Source organism: uncultured Olegusella sp., assembly GCF_947253395.1.
Taxonomy (GTDB): Bacteria; Actinomycetota; Coriobacteriia; order Coriobacteriales; family Atopobiaceae; genus Olegusella.
In genome coordinates, this window is the sequence record NZ_CAMXYY010000098.1 from 1 (window position 1) to 5,061 (window position 5,061).

General features: G+C 43.4%; 6 protein-coding genes and 1 pseudogene. All 7 read left to right on the forward strand.

Translation table 11 applies throughout. The annotated features are described in order from the left end of the window. The first annotated feature begins 106 nt into the window (after window positions 1-106). The 7 genes and pseudogenes from Q0X25_RS07025 (at window position 107) to Q0X25_RS07055 (ending at window position 5,009) form a co-directional block, all read left to right on the forward strand. Window positions 107-463 carry a PTS sugar transporter subunit IIB gene (locus Q0X25_RS07025; protein ID WP_298580479.1) on the forward strand — a complete coding sequence of 119 codons (357 nt, stop codon included), beginning with the start codon at window positions 107-109 and terminating at the stop codon, window positions 461-463. Window positions 464-489: 26 nt separating this feature from the next. Further along, complete coding sequence (locus Q0X25_RS07030; RefSeq protein WP_298580483.1) at window positions 490-1,761, forward strand: PTS ascorbate transporter subunit IIC; 1,272 nt, start codon at window positions 490-492, stop codon at window positions 1,759-1,761. Between the two features lie 16 nt (window positions 1,762-1,777). Continuing rightward, the gene (locus Q0X25_RS07035) at window positions 1,778-2,599 is read left to right on the forward strand and encodes a transketolase (RefSeq protein WP_298580486.1); all 822 of its coding nucleotides are present in this window, start codon (window positions 1,778-1,780) and stop codon (window positions 2,597-2,599) included. Beyond that, on the forward strand, window positions 2,592-3,518 hold the full coding sequence (locus Q0X25_RS07040; RefSeq protein WP_298580488.1) for a transketolase family protein: 927 nt from the start codon (window positions 2,592-2,594) through the stop codon (window positions 3,516-3,518). The genes Q0X25_RS07035 and Q0X25_RS07040 overlap by 8 nt, the downstream gene beginning before the upstream one ends. Window positions 3,519-3,607: 89 nt before the next feature. After that, window positions 3,608-4,243 carry a hypothetical protein gene (locus tag Q0X25_RS07045; protein ID WP_298580491.1) on the forward strand — a complete coding sequence of 212 codons (636 nt, stop codon included), beginning with the start codon at window positions 3,608-3,610 and terminating at the stop codon, window positions 4,241-4,243. A gap of 179 nt (window positions 4,244-4,422) precedes the next feature. Then, window positions 4,423-4,725: pseudogene (locus Q0X25_RS07050) on the forward strand (sortase); the annotation flags it as partial. Window positions 4,726-4,766: 41 nt separating this feature from the next. Next, entirely contained in the window at window positions 4,767-5,009 is a 243-nt protein-coding gene (locus Q0X25_RS07055; RefSeq protein WP_298580493.1) for a hypothetical protein, read from the forward strand. The last annotated feature ends 52 nt before the right edge of the window (window positions 5,010-5,061 follow it).

Here is a 5,061-nt window from a genome sequence, read left to right on the forward strand (position 1 = left end):
TTTCTCTGCTGGGGAATGCACAGTCAGGTAAAGAAATTCTCGACTATATCAAATCTTTTGAAGAAAACTCAACGTTTGTTAAACAAAGTAGGGGAGGTGAATAAGGATGAGCTTTTTTGGGAGAAAGAAGGAGAATGTCTCTGCGGTTGCTGGAGAGCCTGCAAAAAAATCTAGCGAAAGAAAAAAATGCCTTATTATGTGCCGCACCGGTATGGGCAGTTCGATGATGCTCAAAATTCAAGTTGAAAAAATCTGTGATCGCAGAGGGTTTCCTCTAGATGTTACTCATGATGCCCTCGCGGGTTATATGGGGCAAGAGGATGTTGACGTCATCGTCACTATGTCTGATTTAACCGATGAGTTCAAAGATTCGAATGCTTATGTCATAGGTATTGATGACATTATGGACACCGCAACGCTCGAAGCTGAGCTCGAAAAGTACTTTACCTCCATGAACAAATAAATAGATTGTTAGGGAAGGTGAACAGCATGGCATTTATTAATTTTCTAGTTTATGACCTGCTAAGTCAGGCTTCTGTACTCTTGGGATTACTAGCTTTGATTGGTCTTCTAATTCAGAAAAAACCAGCTGATAAGGTAATTAGTGGAACCTTAAAGACGATGGTTGGTTTTTTGATTTTTGGTATAGGTTCTTCTGCAGCGCAAGGTGCCTTAAGCGGATTGCAAAATCTTTTTCAAACTGCGTTTGGTCTTCAGGGAGTAACTCCTATTGCCGAAGCTATTACCGCTCAAGCAGAAACAGTATTTCCTATGGTTATCGCTTGGATTATGATTGGCGGCTTTATTTGTAATCTTATTGTGGCCAGGCTCACCCCATTTAAGAATGTTTTTCTTACAGGAGGACACTCTCTTTTCCTGTCTGCACTGCTTGCCGTAATGCTTAAAGCTATAGGTTTCTCCGATATTGCCGCTATCCTTATTGGCTCTGCTATTCATGGTTTTGCCGCTTGTATTTATCCGGCAATTGCTCAAAAGTCAATGAATGCTGTAACTGGTAATAATCAGATTGCTATTGGTCACTACTGCACGCTTGCATATGCTCTTTCAGGTTGGCTAGGTAGTAAGGTTGGTAGCCCTGAGGATTCGACTGAGAAGATTAACCTTCCTGGCTGGTTGGGGATGTTCCGTGACTACATTGTGTCCGTCTCCCTTTCCATTGGTGTTATCTACTACATAGCAGCTATCGTTTCTGGTCAAGCAGCCGTAGAAGAGCTATCCGGTGGCCTTTCTTGGCTTGTCTATCCTCTCATTGAAACCTTGACTTTTGCTGGTGGACTATACGTTATCGTTACCGGTGTGCGTTTGTTCCTCGGCGAGATTGTCCCTGCATTTGTTGGTATTTCTGAAAAAATTATTCCTGGAGTTAAGCCTGCTCTTGATTGCCCTGTTGTATTTCCTTATGCACCTACAGCTACGGTTATCGGTTTTATCTCTGCATATATCGCAGGTTTGCTGTGCATGGCAGTTTTTGCTGCTCTTCACATGACAGTGATTATCCCTGTTGCAATTCCATTCTTCTTTATTGGTGCAACTGCAGGCGTTTTTGGAAACGCGCGCGGTGGCTGGAAGGGTGCTGTGCTTGGTGCTTTTGTAACAGGCATTCTCATCTCTGTCGGTCCTGCACTCATCTATCCCATCATGGAGACAGTTGGCTTATCGGGTACCTGCTTCCCAGAGACTGACTTCAACCTAATTGGCCTTGTCTTCTTTGGTATCGGTAAAATTATCGGCAAATGGTAGGAGTTGATACTTCACCATGGACTCAAAGCAACTCAAAAATATTGTCAATGATAATCGTAGACGTATCGTTGAGATGGTGCATGCTGCTGGAGTGGGTCATATCGGTGGGTCGCTTTCTGTGATTGATATTCTGACGGTAATTTATGAAGTGGACGTCGATTTGTCTTCATCACAGAGAAGTAGAGTTGTCTTATCTAAAGGACATGCTACTCCAGCGCTTTATGCAGAGCTGACACAAAAGGGGATTATTAACGAGGATGAATATCCTTCATTTCGCCAGTTAAATTCACGCCTACAGGGTCATCCTAGTCAGGTCAATATTCCTGAAATTGATGGTACTACTGGCCTGCTCGGCCAAGGTTTCTCCATTGCGCTCGGAGAAGCGATTGCCAAAAAGGCAACAGGTGATTTGCACCATGTCTATGCAATAGCTGGAGATGGAGAGATGCAGGAAGGGCAGAATTGGGAAGCCTTAATGTGTGCTGCTCATTATGGTCTTGATAACCTTACTTTTGTTGTTGACTATAATCGGCTTTCTTCAAGTGGAGATGTAAATGAAAGTCTGAGGCTGGAGCCACTTGTTGATAAATTACGGGCATTTGGTTTGCATGTAATTGAAATAGACGGCCATGATATTGATCAAATTCTTGCCGCACTTAAAGAGTCAAATACTACAAAGGGCAAGCCCTCAGCAATTATTGCCCATACTATAAAAGGTAAAGGCATTAGCTTTATGGAGAACGATCCTCAGTGGCATTCCAAAGGGCTTTCTGACGAACAATACGAGGCAGCGTTGCGTGATATTGAGTCAGAGAAGGCGGCGATTGCTAATGGTTAATTCAAAAGTCTCCATGCGCAATCTAGTAGGCGACACACTAAATGCCGTCTTTGAGACGCATCCAGAAATATTTGTTATTGACTCTGATTTGGCAAAATCAACAACAACGAATAAATTTGCTGAGAAGCATCCAGATCGCTTCATTGAGACAGGTATTGCAGAGCAGAACGCGATGTCAATTGCTACGGGTATTACAAATGAAGGATTTACTTCTTTTTATGTTAACTTTGCAATCTTTGCCTCAGGAACCTGTTGGACTCAACTTCGTCAAGCTTGCTATGCAAAGGCCAATGTAAAGGTGATTGCAACGCATCCAGGAATGGATGGTGGCTTTGACGGAGCAACCCATCAACCCAATGAGGATCTTGCTATTATTAGGGCACTTCCAAACATTACGGTACTCGTTCCATCATGTCCAGATGAACTGCGCGATGCAGTAGAGTTAGCTGCATCGACACCAGGTCCCTTCTATATCCGTTGTTCGCGTGGTGAAGTGTATGATTTGCCTGAGGTAAAGCCTCTTGAAATTGGTAAAGCTACAGTAATTTCAGATGAAGGTGACGACTTCGCTGTTATTTTTGAGGGAACCGCCGAGGCAGAAGCTTTTGATGCATATATCGAGTTGAAAGAGCAAGGCAAAAAAGGGATTCTCATTAATGCTGCCAGTATTAAACCCTTTGATAAGGTGCTAATTCGCTCAATTGCAACCCGCGTTAAAAAAATTGCAACTGTGGAAAATCATTCTGTAATGGGGGGCCTTGGCAGTCTTGTTGCTGAGTCTATTTGCGATATGGAACGGCATGCTCCGCTTGTAATGGTTGGTGTACACGATACTTTTACTGAGTCTGGTCCTATAGGTTTAGTTAAAGCAAAGTATGGGTTGACAGGACATAACGTAGTAAAACAGCTTGGAATCTAATCTTGCATCTAAAGACGCCCTTCTTGGATTAATTCCTAACTAGGGCGTCTTTTTTCTAACTCATGATTTGAAATAGAAAGGGAAGTGAAATGACAAACATCTGCAACAGCTCAACCCAGCCTCTTGATACATATGAAATTGTTAACAAAGGCAGGGCTGCAGGGTTAGTTGCGATGTCGATATTCGGAATAGTGATGCTGTGCTTTGGCATCTATTTGGTAGCTACAGAGGTTCCGCAGGCAGCAATGCTTAAACCACCTACTTCGACGACTATGATGCCGCCAAGCGAGATGGTGGGAGTGATTGTTGGTGTGCTTATGGTAGTTGCGGGAGCGCATTCACTAAAACAGGCCTTGGAATACTACAATTGTCGCATCATAGTGGATGGTGAAGTTATCTCTATCAGAGACTGGCGTAGAAAAACGAAAAGAATTAGTTTTTCAGATATTGTAAGCGTAGAGCTTCGCCCTTTCTTTTTCCTGACTGCAAAAACCTCGGAGCGATTTGCCTTACTTTCTGCTGACGGAGATGTTTTAGCATCCCTTGATAGGGCAATGACAAATATAGATAAACTAATCGCCTCTCTTGATCGAAGAGGCGTGAAGTTGGTAAAGACAGATGGTGATGGACCAATGCTTGACAGCCTGACTTCATTTTTTGGCATTGATTTGACAGGGACTAGTCTTGATCCTAGTAGCAAAGAAAAAGATGAAGATAATCGATAGTTTCTCCTAACTTACTTGCTTATCTTATGAGGAGATATTTTTACCGACAAAACCCATTTGTTGCAGGATATTTTGCATACTTTGGATACTTGGTTGCTGGGCAATATATGGATTGCCCCATGTTCGTGACCACTTTTCAACAAGAGACGAAATGCTAAACAGCATCTCGGCACCATAAGGTCGATCAGGTGAAGACCGTACTACCTGATGATTACAGTTACCTTGGCATTGAGGAGGGAAGGGATCTATGCACGCTGGTGACTTGCACTCCTTATGGTGTGAATGACCACCGCTTGCTCGTGCGCGGACACAGGGTGCCTAACACGGTACAGAAGAAGTCTGAGTCATCAGGCGTTCCTTTTGGTGCATATGTGCTCCTCGTCTTTGGAGCAGTATCGGTTATAGCGGTTTTTGCATTGATTCTGTCTAGGCGAATGAAGAGAAAGCCACAAGACAAAAGTAATCGGGAAATGAGCAGGTGAGACCAATGAGCTTGAACATATCAAAAGGAGTGAAAAAGGTTTTGTCCCTGCTGTGTTTTCTGCTTTTAATGGCATTCTTTCTCTTTCCAGCTTCCGAAGCCTTTGCCGCCGAAGAGGTCGATACAGGTGCTACAGGAAACATCACCATTAAGTCCTGTCCTGTTGATGGGCAGGTCATCAGAGCCTACAGAGTTGCGAGTATGAATGCTGCGGGAGGACTTGAGACCGATCAATCTCTTTCCAATGTGCTGAGCCAAACGAATATCAATCTTGAGTCTTTATAATATGAGAGAAGCATTGTCAAGTGGCATGACGTAGCAGGTCCTAAAGTTTCCT

What these genes read in the sequence shown, in the direction of transcription:
- Q0X25_RS07025 (WP_298580479.1), top strand. Translation starts at nt 107, where the DNA reads ATGAGCTTTTTTGGGAGAAAGAAGGAGAATGTCTCTGCGGTTGCTGGA.
- Q0X25_RS07035 (WP_298580486.1), top strand. Translation starts at nt 1,778, where the DNA reads ATGGACTCAAAGCAACTCAAAAATATTGTCAATGATAATCGTAGACGT.
- Q0X25_RS07045 (WP_298580491.1), top strand. Translation starts at nt 3,608, where the DNA reads ATGACAAACATCTGCAACAGCTCAACCCAGCCTCTTGATACATATGAA.
- Q0X25_RS07030 (WP_298580483.1), top strand. Translation starts at nt 490, where the DNA reads ATGGCATTTATTAATTTTCTAGTTTATGACCTGCTAAGTCAGGCTTCT.
- Q0X25_RS07040 (WP_298580488.1), top strand. Translation starts at nt 2,592, where the DNA reads ATGGTTAATTCAAAAGTCTCCATGCGCAATCTAGTAGGCGACACACTA.